Below are 15,657 nucleotides of genomic sequence, written 5' to 3'. Positions count from 1 at the left end.
CTCTGTCCAGCGGGGAGAGGGGCCGGGCGTGGCGGCGAATGGAACGTTTGAAACACCGTGAAACGCTTTTCGGAGGGGTGTTCCATTGGTTCACCGCGCGCTTCGGCCAAGGCGGACCGGGCGCGGGGAAGGGACGGACCGGAACACCAGCGGCGGGCATGGGGATCTCCGTAAGGAATTAGGCTGTTATTCCTACAACATACCCCCTCCCCCGGCAACACACCGGCACAAATCGGTTGCTGCGTTCCCTTTCCTGAGTTGGAAGAGGGTTGGATGTTTGGCTCCACTGATTCAGTCACAGAATCAACACCGCCGAAGCCCAGCATCCGCAATCTTTGACGTGCCCCCTGTCGCACCAGCGTCACGCACATCGCAAGAGCAAACAGATCGTTGCCCCAAAACACAGCATTGATAGTAAAGACTTTTTCTCTCACACCTCATGATGCGCGGGGAGTCAGTTTCCCAGGAAACTTGACACCTCCGATGCACCGGCCTATCTCTGATCTCAGATCGCTGGACATTGGGCGTGTCGCTATAGCCAGCCCCACCTGTTTTCAGGTCCTGCCCGTATGGGAGGGTAGTCTACGACCAAGCTCAGGCTTGGAATCTGACGAAGTGGTTCGCCCCGAGGCTTAAGGCCCGATGGCCCCGAAAGGGGCCATTGCCTCTTCTGGACCATCCTTCATGGCGAGGTCCGTCTCTGGGAAATTGGCGCGGGCGGCGTCTGTTACGACCGAATGGGCCGGACCGGCCCAAGGGTTGGGCGCTCGCGTCTCTTGTTGAAATTCCTGTTGGGTCGTTTGTGTTCGGCACGCAGCCGAACCAAATGCCGAAAGGTCACACTGCCATACGTCGACGGCACGGTCTTGTCACACGGGTAGGCCGAACGAACGCGCATGTGAAGGTGAACCTGCAAACCGCGCGCGGGATCGAGCGAAAACACGATGCTGTACAACAGCGGGGTTCCATCATCGCTGATGGTGGGGATCTGCGCGTAACGATCATCGCCATCAAGAGTCCACGCCTTTCCCCCGGCGGCCCATTCAATCAGCGCTTTGATGTCCAGCGAATGCCTGTACCGCTTGGGGCAAAAGCAACCCGGCGGAACCCGCGACGACCCCGGAAACACCCATGCAGGGTCATCCCCCAACTCCGCATCCCGCGTGAACACATGGTCCGAAAACGTGACAACGATCCGCCGGGAGACCTTGGCGGTATCGACCACGTCGAACTCATATTCATTCAGATGTTCGAAACCATAGGTTTCGCCATTGAAGACAAATGGCCGCCACCCTGGGGACGGAAAATACGGGCCGGGCATGAGGGACCTGAGCGCAAGGAAGGGTTGAAAATACACAATTCCAACCCACCCCACACGCACGAAATTCTTGCAAACCCTCGATCTTCGATGCACCCCCTCACCAGTAACGCATCGCGTCGCGGTACAGGCCGCGCAGGTCGTCGTCAGAGACCGGGCGGGGGGCGATGGTCAGCAGGCGTTGTTGGGCGGCGGCACCCGTCACCAGGCCGGGGATGTCGGCGTCGGTGTAGCCCAGGGCGGACAGGCCGTTGGGCAGGCCGGTGGCGCGCATCATGGCGATCAGGCGGGTGGCGAGCAGTTCGCCGCCGTCCTCCGGGCTGGCCCCGCGCGTGTCGGCCCCCAGGGCTTCGGCGGCGCGCAGATGGGCGGCGGGGGCGGCGGGGCCGGTGAAGCGGAAGGCGGCGGGGGCGTTCAGAACCACCGAAACGCCGTGCGGGACCATCGGATCGACCGCCTCATAGCCGGTGGCGGTGAAGCTGTGGTTCATCCCGGCGACCGAATAGGACATGGCGTGCGGGATGTGCACCCCGGCGTTGCCAAAGGCCAGACCGGCCAGCGTCGCCGCGAACATCAGGGCGTCGCGGGCTTCGGCGTCGGCGGGGTCGTTGACGGCGCGCTCCAGCCACTCCCCGCCCAGCCGGATGGCGTGCAGGCTGCCGATGTCCGACCAGGGATTCGCCCCCTGGTAGGGCGGGCGCAGGGCCGAGTTTTCGGGCCGGGGCCGGGTGCGGTAGGGCCGCGCCGTGTGGCTTTCGATGGCGTGGGTCAGCACGTCGAACCCGGTGGCGGCGATGGCCCCCGGCGGCAGGCTGTCGATGGTGCGCGGATCGACCACCGCCAGCGTCGGCCGCAGATGGCGGGAGGAAATGCCGGTCTTCACCTGCTTTTCCACATGGTCGAAGATGGCCACACCGGTGGTTTCGCTGCCGGTGCCGCAGGTGGTCGGACAGGCGATGTGCGGCTTGACCGGGCCGGGGACCGGTTGCCCCTCCCCCAACGGCTTGTTGACGTAGGTCAGCAGCGGGGCCGGGTGGGTGGCGTAGAGGTTGGCCGCCTTGGCGGTGTCGATCACCGATCCGCCACCGATGGAGACATAGCCGTCAAACCCACCGTCGGCGGCGAAGGCGGCGGCCTCCAGGAACGACGCGCTGGTCGGCTCCACCCGGCAGGCGTCGAACACCACCACATCCAGACCCGCCGCCTTCAGCGAGGCCAGACCAGCGGCAAAGGGGGCGGTCGCCGCCACGCGCGGGTCGGTGAACAGCGCCACCCGCCGCATCCCCAGCGCCCGCGCGTCGTCGCCCAGCTCCGCCAGCATGCCGGAACCGAACTTCATGCGCGCGGCTTCAACGGTGAAGCCGACCTCGCCGTTGGGGACGATGGGATAGGCGTTGGTGACGGGGGCCATCGCGGGTGCTCCTGGTCTGGGTCTGGACGCCTTCGGATCGGGCGTTTCCGGCGCCAAGGGGAGCGCGCCGCGCCGCCGCTGTCAATGCGTCCGTTCGTCCAACGGATTGTTTGCGGTGGAGGATTCCGGCGGAAGCGCGGGCAGCCGCATCCGCTGATAGAGGAAGCCGACCCCGATCAAACACACCCCCAACCCCAGGAAGGAGGCGACGCGGTACAGGCCGGTCAGCCCCTCCATATCGCTGATGAAGACCTTGGCGACCACCGCCAGCAGCAGGGCCAGGCCGACATGGCGCAGCCCGCCCCAGCCCCACCGCAGCGCGGCCACCAGCAGCAGCACCGCCACCAGCAGGAAGGCCACCGAATAGCTGTACCATTCGGCGTCGGTCAGGCCGCCGCTCATCAGGTTCGCCCCCTGGAAGAAACGGCGGATCTCCAAGGCCAGATTGACCGCCAGCAGCAGCCCGGCCAACCCCGCCGCCGCCCGGCGCAGCGCGGCGGTGCGCAGCGGATCGACCCACAGGATCAGCCCCATCAGCAGACCGGGCGCGCCATAGGCCAGCAGCAGGCGGTTGACCACCGGCCATTCCCCCACCGATTCGCCGGTCATCAGCGGGTTGAAGCCAAACAGATGCAGCGTCACGCAGGCCGCCGCCGCCATCCCCAGCAGGACACGCCGCCCCCAGCGCGCCACCGGGCGCAGGCTCCACCGCCGATCCACCGCCAGCAGCAACGCCAGCCCCAGCCACGACAGGGTGTGCAACGCCGCCTCCACCAGCGTGGACGGGGCGCTTTTCAGATCGTCGGCCATCCAGCGATGGACCGCCAGCGAGGCCAGCAGGGTGGCGAAGACCAGCGCCCCGGCCTCCAGCACCATCACGGTCAGGTCGTCGGCCTTGTCACCGGGGGCTTGCCGCATCCAGCGCGCCGCCATCAGGAAGAACAGGGCGGGCAGGCCATAGCCGTAGAAAATCCAGGCAACGCCCTGATACTCCAGCACCAGCGGGTTCAGCGCCAGCCGGGTCAGCACCACCAGCCCGACCAGGAAGGCGACGCGGCGCAGCTCGCGCAGGGTGAAATGACGCTCCAGCCACGCCAGAACCGGGACCTGCGCGGCCAGCGCCACCGTCAGCCACGCGTCGCGCAGGATCATGGTGGCGGCCAACGTCAGCGCCCCGACCGCCCCGGCGGCGTAGGCCGCCAGCGCCAGATCGGCGTCCGACCGGGTCCCGCGTCGGCGGGCGAGCGGCGTGGTCGCCGCCACCAGCAGCGCGGCCAGGGCCAGCGCCGCCCCCGGCCATTCCATCATCGCGCGATCCGGGGCGAGATGGGCGTAGAGCGTGGCCAGCAGCGCCAGCGGCAGCAGCGCCGACAGCGACGCCCACAGCGCCACCCGCCGCGCGCCCAGCCCGGCGAGGAAACCGCCAACACCGAACAGCGCGGCGAATCCGGCCATGCTCCACAGCGCCCGCCCGATCTCCTCGGCAAAGCCGACCGGCGCGCCGGGAAGCAGCGGACGGCCTTCCGCGTTCATCAGCGGGGCGATCTGGGCCAGTTCCGGCACATCCCAGACGATCAGGCCGGCCCACACCGTCAAACCGGCGGTCCAGGCCAGACCGGCCAGCCGCTCCACCCGCCGGGCGGCGACCAGCCCACCGGCGGCGTACAGACCCAGCATCGTCAAGCCCGACGCCCGATGACCGTCGCAGACGAGCATGGCCAGCATGACCAGCCCGAACAGCGTCGCCGCCGTCCGCCCCAACCGGTCGAAGGGGTGGCGCGGGGCGCGATTCCACAGCCAGCGCGGCAGGGCGGCGCGCCAGCCCTGTGCCGGAGTGTCAGAGTTGCCGTCCGGGGTGTCGTCGATCCAGCGGCTGACCAGGGCGGGCCAGAGGAACAGGGCGGCGGACAGCACGGTGTACAGGCCGACGACCAGCGTGTCGTCCAACCGCCAGGCGTCGATGAACCACAGGAACGGCCACAGCACCGCACCGACCAAGGCCCCCCAGGCCAGCCAGCCCCAGCCGCGCCACAGCACCAGCGCGGCGGTGGCACCGTTCAGCGCCAGCAGATAGGGAAACAGCCCCCAGGCCATCGGGTTGCCCGACGACACCAGGATCGGCGTGACGTAGCCCGCCAGCAGCCCCAGTGCGGCGATGAACGGCCCTTGCAACAGCGACAGCGCCACCCCGCCCAGCGCCAGCCCGGCCAGCAGGGCGAAGGCGATCAGCGGATCGAACAGCCCGAACAGGGCGTAGCCGCCATAAACACTGGCGAAGGCGGCGAACAGACCGGCCCCGGTCAGGGCAACCGGCGCGTGGTGGGGGTGGATCGCGGCGATGGCGCGTTGCAGGGGCTGGCGGCGCAACCACTCCCCGCCCACGATCAGGCCCAGGCCGGACAGCAAGCCCAGCGTGACCCGCACCCCGGCCCCGAGCCAGCCATGTTCGATCGACAGCTTGATGAAGAAGACCGCCGCCAGCGCCATCGTGCCACCGCCCAGCCACATCAACCAGCGCGAGGCAAAGGACTCCTCCAGATCGCGCCAGAAGGAGCGGGACGGCGGCGGCGGTTCGGGAGGCCCGGCAGGGGCGGCGGCGGATTCGGGGGCGTCCGGCAAAACCAGATCAGCCGGGGCGTGGAGAAAGGGAGGGGGAACCGCGTCCGCCGGGACCGTGTCGGCCGCAACGCCGTCCGGCGGCGCGGCTTGGGCGGCGTGTTCCTGCAACGGCGGCGGGGCGGTCAGCGTCTGCGCGCTCAGCCGGGCCACGGCCTGTTGCAGGTCGGCGATGGTTTTGGCCTGATCGCGCAACCGGCGATCCACGCGGTGGAAGACCGCCGCGATCACCACAATCAGCGCAATGAATTCCATGGTGACGCCGCCCCAATCGCCGTTTCATCCGGCGACCGAGCATAACAACGCACACACGGCTTGTCTTTAAAAGGAAATCCGGGCCTTACGGACCCCGGAAGGTCCGCCACAGGCACACCGCGCCGTAATAGGCCGAGGACGCCAGCCACAGGCCGAACAGCCAGGCCGGATGATCGGGCGACAGCACCACCAGCGCGCCGCAGCACAGCAGCCACACGGTGGTGACAGCGATGTTCAGCGGCATCAGGGCGCGGACGCGGAACGGGTGCAGGAACTTCACCGTGGTGAAGGTCAACAGCCCCAGCGCCACCACCACCGCCGCGTTGATCCAGGGATTCAGCCCCAGCAGCCAGAGATAGAGCGCCACCACGTTCCAGATCGCCGGAAAGCCGACGAAATAATTGTCGCCGCTCTTCATCTGCACGTTGGCAAAGCAGTAGAGCGAGGTCAGCAGCACCCAGGCGGCCAGACCGACGCTGACCAGCCCCTCCGGCAACAGGCCGAAGCGGTGCATGAACACCGCCGGAACCACAACGTAGGTCAGGTAATCGATCACCAGATCCAGCACCGATCCGTCGATGCCCGGCAACACCTGCTTGACCGAAGCGCGGCGGGCCAGCGTGCCGTCGACGCCATCGACCACCAGCGCCACGCCCAGCCACGCCAGACACAGCTTTGCGTCGCCCGCCGCCGTGGCCAGCAACCCCAGCAACCCCAGCACCGCCCCGCTGGCGGTGAAGACATGGACGCCCCAGGCCGACAGGCGATGGGTGATTCCGTAGGCACTCATGCGGGATTTCCGTTTCGGCGGGCGGTCGGGAGCGGGAGCAAGACGGTTTTTTGACACAAACGCGCGCAGTTAAACACAGATTTGTGGCGTTGCGGAATCCCTCATGCCGTGTGCTGACGGAAATCGCCTATGCGCCGGGCGCGGCGCTGTCCGCCCCGGTTCCGGCCAGCGCCTGCGGCGGCGGCCCGCCGGTGGCCCAGTCCAGCAACTCCACCGTGTGCACCACCGGCAGGTTGGCCCCGGCGGCGATCTGGGTGATGCAACCGAGATTGCCCGCCGCGACGATGGCCGCCCCGGTGCTGGCGATGGCCGCGACCTTGCGGGCGCGCAACTCGTCGGCCAGATCGGGTTGCAGCATGTTGTAGGTCCCCGCCGACCCGCAGCAGAGATGCCCGTCGGGAATCTCCCTCACCGCGAATCCGGCGGCGCGCAGCAGGGCGCGCGGCGGCTCCTTCAGCTTTTGCCCGTGCTGCATCGAACAGGCGGCGTGATAGGCCACCGCCTGCCCGGTCGGGATCACCGGGGCGGCCAAGCCCAGTTCGGCCAGCAGTTCGGTGACGTCGCGCGCCAGCCCGGCGATGTGGGCGGCCTTGGCGGCGTAGGCCGGATCGTCGCGGAAGAGATGGCCGTAATCCTTCACGCTGGTTCCGCAGCCCGACGCGTTGACGATGACCGCGTCCAGCCCCTCCCCCGCCACCTCGGCGATCCAGGCATCGATGGTGGCCTTGGCCAGGGCGCGCGCCATCTCCTCCTGCCCCATATGGTGGGGCAGCGCGCCGCAGCAGGTGGCCGCGCGCGACACCACCACCTCCACCCCGTGGCGGGTCAGCAGGCGGATGGTGGCCTCGTTGATCGCGGGGGCCAGCACCCGTTGGGCGCAGCCCAGCAGCAGCGCCACCCGTTTGCGTCGGGGACCGGCCACGGTGTGGGTGCCGGGCCGGTCGCTGGCGCTGGGGTTGGGCACATGGGACGGGGCGAGCGCCAGCATGGCGCGCAGCCGCTTGGGCAGCAGCGCGCGGAAGGGTCGGGCGGCGGTCGCCCCCAGCATCGCCACCCGCAGCGTCGCCGGGCGGGTCAGCAAACGGGCCAGCAGGGCGCGGGTGGCGCGGTCGGCCAGCGGGCGGCGGTGGGTGTGTTCGATGTGGGCGCGGGCGTGATCGACCAGATGCATGTAATGGACGCCCGACGGACAGGTCGTCATGCAGGACAGGCAGGACAGGCAGCGGTCGATGTGCTTGACCGTCGCGGCGGGCGGCGGGCCGCCCTGCTCCAGCATCGCCTTGATCTGGTAGATGCGGCCGCGCGGGCTGTCCAGCTCGTCGCCCAGAATGGTGTAGGTCGGACAGGTGGCGGTGCAGAAGCCGCAATGGACGCAGGCGCGCAGGATCGCTTCGCTGTCGCGGATCGCCGGGTCGGCCAGTTGGGCCAGGGTGAAATTCGTTTGCATCCGTGCCGTCTCCTCACACGCCCGGATAGAGGCGGCCGGGGTTCAGGATTCCCATGGGGTCGAAGCTGCTTTTCACCCGGCGGGTCAGCGCCATCAGCGGATCGGGCAGCGGCTGGAAGACCTCCACCGTCGCCCGCACCTCCTGCGAGGCACGGATCAGGGTGGCGTGACCCTGTGTTCCCACCGCCCGGCGGATGGCCGTGGCCGATTCGGGCGGGGCAAGCAGCCAGACCAGCCCGCCGCCCCAATCGTAAAACGCCTCCACCGCCGCCCCGGCTGGCCCCAGCGCGTGGCGGATCGCCGACACCACCGACGGGCCGGAGGCCGGGGGAACCGACAGTTTCCACAGCTTGTTGGCGTTGCCACCAGCCCACCCCTCCGCATCCGGTGCCGGAGACAGCGGCGTGGGAGAGGGCGGCGCGGTGACACCGCCAAGACAGGCCGCGTCGCGCAGTTCCCGCCAGACGGCGCGCGACTCGGCGGCGTCCAGCACGGCGTCGGCGCGCAGATCGGCCCGCAGCGCCGCCACCCGCGCGGCGACCGACGGGCCGAAGCCCTCCAGCCGCACCAGCGTCACCGCCCCACCGGCCCTTGCCACGGTCGGCACGACCGACCGCGCGGCCAGACCATCGGGCAGATGGGCCGCCCCCGACACGTCGTAGGGGCTGCGCAACGCCTGGTCCAGCACGCCGACCGCCGCCGCGTCGTCCAGGCCGAACAGCAGCAGGGTGGCGGTGTCCTCGGGCGCGGGCAGCACCTTGACCGTCAGTTCGGTGAAGGCGGTGAGCGTGCCGAAGGAACCCGCCATCAGCTTGGGCAGGTCATAGCCGGTGACGTTCTTCACCACCTTGCCGCCGCCCTTGTAGCGTTCCCCCCGGCCGCTGACCCCGGCGATGCCCAGCGTGTGGTCGCGCGCCGATCCCGCCGCAATCCGGCGGGGACCGGCCAGACCGCAGGCGATCAGACCGCCCAGCGTGCCGCCGTCGGGCGGTTCGAAGGCGAGATGCTGCGCCCGTTCGCCCAGCAGCGCGGTGATCTCCGCCATCGGCGTGCCCGCGCGCGCGGTCAAAACCAGCTCCTCCGGTTCATAGGCGAGCACGCCCGACAGGCCGGACAGGTCGAGCGCGTGGGCGGTGCGCACCGGGCGGCCCAACCCGCGCCGGGTTCCCTGCCCCAGCAACTCCAACGGCTCGTCCGCCGACAGCGCCCAGCGCACGGCGTCGACCAGTTGCGCGTCGGTCTCCGGCTTCAGGATGGTGGTGGTCATGGCCGGGAGCGCCTTTCAAAAACGCGGGATGTCGGGAAAGCGCAGCTCGCCCTTGTGGACGTGCAGACGCCCCAGCTCGGCGCAGCGGTGCAGGGTGGGAAAGACCTTGCCGGGGTTGAGCAGGCCATCGGGATCGAAGGCGCATTTCAGCCGCTGCTGCTGCTCCAGATCCGCCGCGTCGAACTGGTCGGTCATCAGGTCGCGCTTTTCCACCCCGACGCCGTGTTCGCCGGTCAGCACGCCGCCGACCTCGACGCACAGGCGCAGGATGTCGTTGCCGAAGGACTCGGCGCGCTCCAGTTCGCCCGGCTGGTTGGCGTCGTACAGGATGAGTGGGTGGAGATTGCCGTCACCGGCGTGGAAGACGTTGGCCACGCGCAGGCCATAGCGCGCCGACAGCTCCGTCATCCGCGTCAGCACCAGGGGCAGCGCCTTGCGCGGGATGGTCCCGTCCATGCAGTAGTAATCGGGGCTGATGCGCCCCACCGCCGGGAAGGCGGCCTTGCGCCCGGCCCAAAAGGCCAAACGCTCCTCTTCGGAGGTTGAAACGCGGGTGCAGACGGCCCCCTTGTCGGCGGCGATGGCGGCGACGCGCCCGATCAGGTGATCGACCTCCGCCGCCGGGCCGTCCAGCTCGACGATCAGCAGCGCCTCGACGTCCAGCGGGTATCCGGCGTGGACGAAGGCTTCGGCGGCGTGGATGGCCGGGCGGTCCATCATCTCCATCCCGCCGGGGATGATGCCCGCCGCGATGATGGCGGCGACGCAATCGCCCCCCTGTTCGCTGGTGGGAAAGCCGATCAGCACCGCCCGCGCCGTGGCGGGTTTTTTCAGGATCCGGACGGTGACTTCGGTGACGACGCCCAGCAGCCCTTCGGACCCGGTGACAACCCCCATCAGGTCATAGCCGCCCGCGTCCAGATGCTTGCCGCCCAGCCGGACGATGGTCCCGTCCATCAGCACCAGTTCCACCCCCAACACATTGTTGGTGGTCAGGCCGTATTTCAGGCAATGCACGCCACCGGAATTTTCGGCGATGTTGCCGCCGATGGTGCAGGCGATCTGGCTGCTGGGGTCGGGGGCGTAATAAAAGCCCTCCGCCGCCACCGCGTTGGAAATGCCCAGATTGGTGACGCCGGGCTGCACGACGACGCAGCGGTTGGCGTAATCGATGTCCAGGATGCGCTTGAACTTGCCCATGCCCAGCAGCACGCCGTCGGCCAGCGGCAGCGCCCCGCCGGACAGCGAGGTTCCGGCCCCGCGCGGCACGACCTTGACCCCCATCTCCTGGCAGGTCTTCAGGATGCGCGCCACTTGCTCCACCGTTTCGGGCAGCACGGCGACCAGGGGAAGCTGGCGGTAGGCGGTCAGCCCGTCGCACTCATAGGCGCGCAGCTCGGCCTCGTCGATGATCACCCCCTCGCCGGGGACGATGGCGCGCAGGGCGTCCACGATGGCGCGGCGGCGGGCGATGACACCGCTGTCGGGGACCGGCATCTTCATCGGCGGGCGTCCTTCCTGTCATCGGGGCCATGGCTGACAATCCGTCCGTAAGACGTACCATCCGCGCGCACCGGGACACAAGACGCTGAAAAACCGCCCCAAAACGCAAGAGCCGCACCCGAAGGCGCGGCTCTTGCGAGAAACCCGTTTGCGAAGCGACCGGGGAGGACCCTCCCAGGCCGCCCAGCCGGATCAGCCCTGACGGGCCTTGAAACGCGGGTTCTGCTTGTTGATGACGTAGACGCGGCCCTTGCGGCGGATGACCCGGCAGGCCTTGTGACGCGTCTTCATCGACTTCAGAGAATTGACGATTTTCATGATACGGTTCCTGGACGCTCTGGCGGCTCGATCGAAGGCGCGCACCATAGTGCGGCGTCCCCCACCTGTCAACGCCCGGCTTCGTCACAATTTCCATTTGTCGGCCAAGATCCCGCAGGGGAATTTCACGCCGTTGCGCTGTTGGCGTTGCATCACCGGCAGCGCGGCGACTTCCATCCATTCAAGCGAGGACTCGCCTTGTCTTCGCACCGGAATGTCCGGAACCGGCGAGGACCGCGCCCCCGCCCCCGTGATTCCCGCGATTCGGGCACAGACCCGGAGAAGTCCTGATTGACGGACAACGCCCCCACGACAAGCATGGACATGCCCGCCGTCCGAAAGGCATCCCATGGCCACTGCACCCCGTTTTCCATCCCTTGGCCTGCGGCACCGGCTGCGGGCGCTGGTGTTGGCCCTTGTTCTTGGTCTCGGCGGTCCCGCCGTTCTTGGCCTGGGCAACGCAGCCCAGGCAGAAAGCGAACCGGGTCTGTCGCCATTGCCGGTGGTCATCCCACCCGCCGCCGCACCGGTCCCGACCGAAGCAGCGCCAACAGCCACCGAAACCGCCAGCCCCGTGGCCCAACCGACGACGGAACCGCCCGCCGCACCGGCTGCACCACCCGCCACAGCATCCACCGAGGCGGCGCCCCCTGGCGCCACAGAGGCGGCCACCACCGCGCCAGACGCCACAAAAGCCGCCACACAAGCCGCAACACCGGCCCCGACCGTGGACCCAACGGCCGCGCCCGCGTCTGCGGCAGCCCCCAGCGAGCCGCCCGCCCCCGCCGGGCCGATCACCGTCAAAACCGGGCTGTTCATCACCCAGCTTTATGATTTCGACATGGCCAAGCGCAGTTTCACGACCACCTTCTGGGCGTGGTTCCTGCACAATGACGAGAAATACGCCCCGACCCAGACCATCGAAATCACCAACGCCAAAACCTCCCAAGGAAAATTCGCCGGGCTGGACACCAGCAAGGGCGTGAACTGGCAGCAGGTGAAATACAACGCCACGATCCAAGAGGCGTGGAACATCACCCATTTCCCCTTTGACCGGCAGGAGTTGAGCATCGTTCTGGAGGACGCGCAGTCCGACGCCAGCGCGGTGAAGCTGCTGGCCGACAGCGCCAACAGCCGGATCGATTCGTCGGTCGAGGTGCCGGGCTGGACCATCGAAGGGCTGGCGGTCCGCGACGTCGAAGTCGTCTACAACACCAGCTATGGCGACCCCACCCTGCAGGGGACCAGCGCCTATTCCCGCGTGGTCGCCACCATCACCATGAAGCGCCACGGGCTGCGGTTGCTGTTGAGCACCTTCATCGGCTTCGGCGTGGCCTTCCTGCTGGCGATGCTGACCTTTCCGCTCAATTTCGAATCGATGGGCGGATCGCGCATCGGGCTGTGCGCGGCGGCGGTGTTCGCGGCCATCGGCAACAAATATGTGGTGGACAACATGCTGCCCCCGGCGTCGAGCTTCACGCTGGCCGACGGCATCCAGGCCACCAGCTTCGCGTCCATCTTCCTGGCCGCCTTCACCGTGGTGGTGTTGCAGGGGCTGCACAAATCCTCTCCCCGCCTCAGCCGCCTGTTCAACGCGGCGATGGGGTTCGGGACCATGATCGCCTATCTGGCGGTCAATGGCTGGCTGATCCTTCAGGCCGCCGCGTCCTGAGTGGAGCACGGCGCTCGCGGGATCGGAATTGACGGATCGGCGCGGGCCGCGCTCCAATGGCGCGTTCCGCCGACAGCGAGTCCATTCATGGCGTCCGACATCCGCGTCCGCTTTCTGCACCCGTCGGGGGCCATCGGTCCCGGCAAGATCGCGCTGCTGGAGGCGATTGACCGCTGCGGGTCGATCTCCGCCGCCGCGCGGGCGCTGGGCATGACCTTCCGCCGCGCCTGGTTCCTGGTGGAAACCATGAACAGCGCCTTCCGCGAGCCGGTGGTGCGCGCCAACGTCGGCGGGCGCGAGGGCGGCGGGGCCGGGCTGACCCCGCTGGGGCAGGAGGTGGTCGCCCGCTACCGCGCGATGCAGGAGGAGGCGCGCCGCGCCGCCGCGCCGCATCTGGTCTGGCTGGACAGCGTGCTGACCGACGACGCGCCGCCCGAAGAGCCGCCCGCCGACGCAACGGACGCCACGCCCGCCGGGGAGGATCCGGCGGCGTGACCAAGTGGGAGGACTGGGCGGGAGGGCTGGGCGGGAGGGGCGCTGCGCACCTGTCTTTTTGCGACACTTTCCTTTTTGCGACAGGTTTGTGTTTTCGTCCATGCGCGCCGCGCAGCCCTGCGTGACGGCAGCTTCTCTGGTGCGGCGCTGGGGAGCGGCGTAGATTTTCGTTCTGTTGCCGCTGGGCAGCAGCGTTGCCGATTGGCGACACACACCCCATCCCCCGCACCCTGCCCCTTCCCGGTTCCTCCGTGTCCGGGCGCGGTTTCGTGCGCCTCCCGTTTTGATCATCCGCCGTCCGAGTTGCCCACCATGATCCTGTCTTCGCTGTCCATCACCGCCGCCGACGCCTTTGGGGCCGCCGCCTTCGCCGGGTCCTGCCTGTGGCCGCTGATGAAGCAACGCCGGGGGCTGCTGTGGGGCCAGGCCATCACCAACCTGCTGTTCATCACCCATTATGTGCTGCTGGGGGCCTACACCGCCGCCGCGCTGTGCGGGCTGGTGGTGACGCAGGTGCTGATGTCGTTGCCGGAACAGCGGTCGCGCTGGCAGTCGCTGCTGTTCACCGCCACCCTGCCCGGCATCGCGGCGGTCGCCGCCGCGACCTGGGCCGGGCTGCCCTCCGCCCTGTCGAGCATCGGCATCAGCCTGTCCACCGCCGCCCGCTGGCAATCCAACACCACGCGGATGCGCCTGTTCCTGCTGGGGGCCGGGCTGTTCTGGATCAGCCACAACATCCTTGTGATGTCGCCCTTCGCCATCGCGTCGGACGTCTGCTCCGCCGTCGGGAACATCGCCCGCCTGATTGGTGAGCGCTGCGCCGCCCGCCGCGCCGCCGCCCGCGCGGCGATCAACGGCAACGACGCCCCGACCGCGCTGGCCGCCTGAGTCTCCGCCCCCGTCCTTGCCGATCACCGCCGCGCTGAGATCACCGTCACGCAAGGTCACTGGCGAAAACGCCCCGCTTGCGGGTACAAGCGTGCGCGTGCGGGGGGCATTTCCCCCGCACGCGCATAATCCTATCCCCGTGACCGTAGGGCGGCCCAGCGATGTTGAAGCGTGTGTATGACTGGACGATGGACAAGGCGGCGTCGAAGAACGCCACCGCCTGGCTGGCCGGGGTGTCCTTCGCCGAAAGCTCCTTTTTCCCGCTGCCGCCCGATCTGTTGCTGGTTCCCATGGTCATCGCCAACCGCGCGGCGGCGTGGCGGTTGGCGGCGATCTGCACGCTGGCGTCGGTGCTGGGCGGCGTCTTCGGCTACGCCATCGGCTATTTCCTGTACGAGACGCTCGGCCGCTGGGTCATCGATTTCTACCATCTGACCGACAAGTTCGAGGCGATGCGCCAGACCTTTTTGGACTATGGCGCGGAGATCCTCATCATCAAGGGCATGACGCCAATCCCCTACAAGCTGCTGACCATCACCGCCGGGGTGGCGCAGCTCAACATCTGGGTGTTCATCGGGGCGTCGATCCTGTCACGGGCCATGCGGTTCTTTCTGGTTGCCGGGCTGCTGCGGGTGTTTGGCGAGCCGATCCGCCGCTTCATCGAGGAACGCCTGACCCTCGTCACCAGCGTGGTGGCGGTGCTGCTAGTCGGTGGCTTCCTTGTCGTCAAGCTGATCTGACCCGCCGTTCGGACCCCCGCCATGCCGCCCTCCGGTCGCCCGCCCCGCACACCCCGCGCCCCATCCGGCCAGCCGCCCGCGCGCGGCGGTCAACGACCCGGCCCGGCAACCAGCGCCCCGCACAAGGCCACGCCCCACAGCGCCCCTTCCGCGCCGGAGGACTCGCGCAAGCTGTTCCGGGTCGCCGGTCTGTCCGCCGTGTCGGCGCTGTTCACCAACGCGCCACAGCGGGTGGAGCGGCTGTTCTTCGACGAACGGCTGAAACCGGCGGTCGGTGCGTTCTGCAAGACCATGGCCGCCGCCCGCAAGCCCTACCGCATGGTGGAGGCGGAGGAGCTGGCGAAGGTGGCGGGCACGGTGCTGCACGGCGGCGTGGTCGCCCTGATGGCCCCGCGCACGGTCGCGGCCTTTGACAGCGACGCCGCCCGCCGCTGGCGCGAGCCGCTGCTGATCCTGGACGGGGTGGGCAACCCGCACAATCTGGGGGCCATCCTGCGCACCGCCGCCTTTTTCGGCCTGCCGCGCGTGCTGATCTCCGGCCATCCGGGCCAGGCCCTGCCGTCGGAGGCCGCCTATCGCGTGGCCGAAGGCGGGTTCGAATGGGTCGAGCTGTTGCGCGCCGATCCGCTGCCGCTGGCCCTGAAGCGGCTGCGGGCCACGCACCGCATCATCGGCACCGCGCTGGACGCCAGCCGACCGACCATCGACACGGCGGGGCTGGCGGCCGACGCGCGCGACCCGCGCCCGCCCGCCGTGATCCTGGGCAACGAGGAAGAGGGCGTGGCCCCGGCGACGCTGGCCGCCTGCGAAGCGGTGCTGACCATTCCCGGCAGCGGGCGGGTGCAATCGCTGAACGTCGCCGCCACCGCCGCCATCCTGATCCACGCGCTGGCCACCCAACGCTGACCGACACCCCGCGCGCTTTTCCCGCGCGCGG

At 68.9% G+C, this 15,657-nt stretch carries 13 protein-coding genes; 5 read left to right on the top strand and 8 right to left on the bottom strand.

Features of this window, described 5'->3' with window-relative positions:
- Positions 1–727: 727 nt before the first annotated feature.
- From EJ903_RS18735 to ykgO, 8 genes are all read right to left on the bottom strand, one after another.
- On the bottom strand, positions 728–1,321 hold the full coding sequence (locus EJ903_RS18735) for a hypothetical protein (RefSeq protein ID WP_126618289.1): 594 nt from the start codon (positions 1,319–1,321) through the stop codon (positions 728–730).
- Positions 1,322–1,418: 97 nt separating this feature from the next.
- Entirely contained in the window at positions 1,419–2,729 is a 1,311-nt protein-coding gene (locus EJ903_RS18730; RefSeq protein ID WP_126618287.1) for a hydroxyacid-oxoacid transhydrogenase, read from the bottom strand.
- Positions 2,730–2,810: 81 nt separating this feature from the next.
- Positions 2,811–5,600 (bottom strand): DUF2339 domain-containing protein, encoded by a 2,790-nt coding sequence (locus EJ903_RS18725; protein ID WP_126618285.1) that lies wholly within the window; start codon positions 5,598–5,600, stop codon positions 2,811–2,813.
- 85 nt (positions 5,601–5,685) lie between these two features.
- Entirely contained in the window at positions 5,686–6,390 is a 705-nt protein-coding gene (gene pcsA / locus EJ903_RS18720) for a phosphatidylcholine synthase (protein ID WP_126618283.1), read from the bottom strand.
- Between the two features lie 127 nt (positions 6,391–6,517).
- Positions 6,518–7,837, bottom strand: coding sequence for a glycolate oxidase subunit GlcF (gene glcF, locus EJ903_RS18715; RefSeq protein ID WP_126618281.1), 1,320 nt, complete (start codon positions 7,835–7,837; stop codon positions 6,518–6,520).
- Between the two features lie 13 nt (positions 7,838–7,850).
- Positions 7,851–9,104: an FAD-binding protein gene (locus tag EJ903_RS18710; protein ID WP_126618279.1), complete on the bottom strand. Its 1,254-nt coding sequence runs from the start codon at positions 9,102–9,104 to the stop codon at positions 7,851–7,853.
- A gap of 15 nt (positions 9,105–9,119) precedes the next feature.
- Positions 9,120–10,607: an FAD-linked oxidase C-terminal domain-containing protein gene (locus EJ903_RS18705; protein ID WP_126618277.1), complete on the bottom strand. Its 1,488-nt coding sequence runs from the start codon at positions 10,605–10,607 to the stop codon at positions 9,120–9,122.
- 192 nt (positions 10,608–10,799) lie between these two features.
- Positions 10,800–10,925: a type B 50S ribosomal protein L36 gene (gene ykgO, locus EJ903_RS18700; protein ID WP_012973122.1), complete on the bottom strand. Its 126-nt coding sequence runs from the start codon at positions 10,923–10,925 to the stop codon at positions 10,800–10,802.
- 349 nt (positions 10,926–11,274) lie between these two features.
- Between ykgO and EJ903_RS18695 the strand changes: the two genes are divergently transcribed.
- The 5 genes from EJ903_RS18695 (at position 11,275) to EJ903_RS18675 (ending at position 15,626) form a co-directional block, all read left to right on the top strand.
- Positions 11,275–12,597: a ligand-gated ion channel gene (locus tag EJ903_RS18695; RefSeq protein WP_126618275.1), complete on the top strand. Its 1,323-nt coding sequence runs from the start codon at positions 11,275–11,277 to the stop codon at positions 12,595–12,597.
- An 87-nt stretch (positions 12,598–12,684) separates the two neighbouring features.
- Positions 12,685–13,092, top strand: a complete 408-nt coding sequence (locus EJ903_RS18690) for a winged helix-turn-helix domain-containing protein (RefSeq protein WP_126618273.1) — start codon at positions 12,685–12,687, stop codon at positions 13,090–13,092.
- A gap of 312 nt (positions 13,093–13,404) precedes the next feature.
- Positions 13,405–13,980, top strand: coding sequence for a YgjV family protein (locus EJ903_RS18685; RefSeq protein ID WP_126618271.1), 576 nt, complete (start codon positions 13,405–13,407; stop codon positions 13,978–13,980).
- 161 nt (positions 13,981–14,141) lie between these two features.
- Positions 14,142–14,720 (top strand): YqaA family protein, encoded by a 579-nt coding sequence (locus EJ903_RS18680; protein ID WP_126618269.1) that lies wholly within the window; start codon positions 14,142–14,144, stop codon positions 14,718–14,720.
- Positions 14,721–14,741: 21 nt separating this feature from the next.
- Complete coding sequence (locus EJ903_RS18675) at positions 14,742–15,626, top strand: TrmH family RNA methyltransferase (protein WP_126618267.1); 885 nt, start codon at positions 14,742–14,744, stop codon at positions 15,624–15,626.
- Positions 15,627–15,657: the final 31 nt, after the last annotated feature.

The sequence above is a fragment of the Azospirillum griseum genome (assembly GCF_003966125.1).
Taxonomy (GTDB): Bacteria; Pseudomonadota; Alphaproteobacteria; order Azospirillales; family Azospirillaceae; genus Azospirillum; species Azospirillum griseum.
The sequence above is the reverse complement of the archived record's forward strand: the minus strand, read 5'-3'. Positions and strand labels throughout refer to the sequence as shown.